This window comes from Nocardioides sp., from assembly GCF_036401255.1.
Classification (GTDB): domain Bacteria; phylum Actinomycetota; class Actinomycetes; order Propionibacteriales; family Nocardioidaceae; genus Nocardioides.
Genome location: NZ_DASWVI010000054.1, coordinates 1 through 1,747, shown reverse-complemented (window position 1 = coordinate 1,747; position 1,747 = coordinate 1). Strand labels below are relative to the sequence as shown.

Sequence of the window (1,747 nt, the reverse complement as noted above, 5' to 3'; positions counted from 1 at the left end):
GGTCGCGCCGGCGCCGGCGCCGACGCCGCGACGGCGACTCCGGGGGAGGCTCGGGCGACGACCCGCAGAACACCACCACGCGCGTGCGCAAGGGTCGCTCCGCCGAGGACGAGATCACCGCGGTCTCCGGGTCGACGCGGCTCGAGGCCAAGAAGCAGCGCCGCCGCGAGGGCCGCGAGGCCGGCCGGCGCCGCGCCCCGATCGTCAGCGAGGCCGAGTTCCTCGCGCGCCGCGAGTCCGTCGACCGCGTGATGGTGATCCGGCAGCGTGAGGAGCTCACCCAGATCGGCGTGCTCGAGGACCGGGTGCTCGTCGAGCACTACGTCGCCCGCGAGTCCCAGACCTCGCTGATCGGCAACGTCTACCTCGGCCGGGTGCAGAACGTGCTGCCCTCCATGGAGGCGGCGTTCATCGACATCGGCAAGGGCCGCAACGCCGTGCTGTACGCCGGCGAGGTCAACTGGTCGGCGCTGGGCCACAAGGACGGCCAGCCGCGCAAGATCGAGTCCGTGCTCAGCTCGGGCCAGTCGGTCCTCGTGCAGGTCACCAAGGACCCGATCGGCCACAAGGGGGCCCGCCTCACCAGCCAGATCAGCCTGGCGGGCCGCTTCTTGGTCTACGTGCCCGACGGCACCACGAGCGGGATCTCCCGCAAGCTCCCCGACACCGAGCGCAACCGGCTCAAGGCGCTGCTCAAGGAGATCGTCCCCGACACCGCCGGGGTGATCGTGCGCACCGCCGCCGAGGGTGCCAGCGAGGAGGAGCTGACCCGCGACGTCGAGCGGCTCAAGGCCCGGTGGGAGGACATCGAGGCCAAGGCCAAGGGCAACGCGCCGCAGCTGCTCTACGGCGAGCCGGACCTGACGTTGAAGGTCGTCCGCGACCTGTTCACCGAGGACTTCTCCAAGCTGGTCATCCAGGGCGAGGACGCCTGGGACACCGTCCAGGGCTACGTCCAGCACGTCGCACCCGACCTGGAGCCGCGGCTCGAGCGCTACGACCCGGGACCGGACGGTGCGGGCGGCAAGGCGGACGTGTTCGCGGAGTACCGCATCGACGAGCAGATCGCCAAGGGCCTCGACCGCAAGGTGTGGCTGCCCTCGGGCGGCTCGCTGATCATCGACCGCACCGAGGCGATGACGGTCGTCGACGTCAACACCGGCAAGTTCACCGGTTCTGGCGGCAACCTCGAGGAGACCGTCACCAAGAACAACCTCGAGGCGGCCGAGGAGATCGTCCGCCAGCTCCGGCTGCGCGACATCGGCGGCATCATCGTCGTCGACTTCATCGACATGGTCCTGGAGTCCAACCGCGACCTGGTGCTGCGTCGCCTCGTCGAGTGCCTGGGCCGCGACCGCACCCGCCACCAGGTCGCCGAGGTCACCTCCCTCGGCCTCGTGCAGATGACGCGCAAGCGGATCGGCACCGGCCTGCTCGAGGCGTTCAGCGAGAACTGCGAGCACTGCCAGGGCCGCGGCGTGCTGATCCACGAGGCTCCCGTCGAGCCCAAGCGCGCCGAGGACGAGTCCCGGCGCGGTGGCGGCCGCCGTGGACGCGGCGGCCGTGGTCGAGGGGGCGACCAGGAGCCGGCCGCCCCCGCGCAGAAGGCGCCCTCCCCGAAGGACGTGGCCGCGATGGCCCGACCGGAGAGCACCGAGCCGACCGCCGAGCCGACCGCCGAGCCGAGCCTCGACACGATGCCGCCGGTGGCCGCGGACGAGACCCCCGAGCGTCCGACCACCGAGCA

At 71.8% G+C, this 1,747-nt stretch carries 1 protein-coding gene; it reads left to right on the top strand.

The annotated features are described in order from the left end of the window. The coding region (locus VGD85_RS02535; RefSeq protein ID WP_331061875.1) for an Rne/Rng family ribonuclease at positions 1-1,747 on the top strand (1,747 nt) is incomplete at both ends.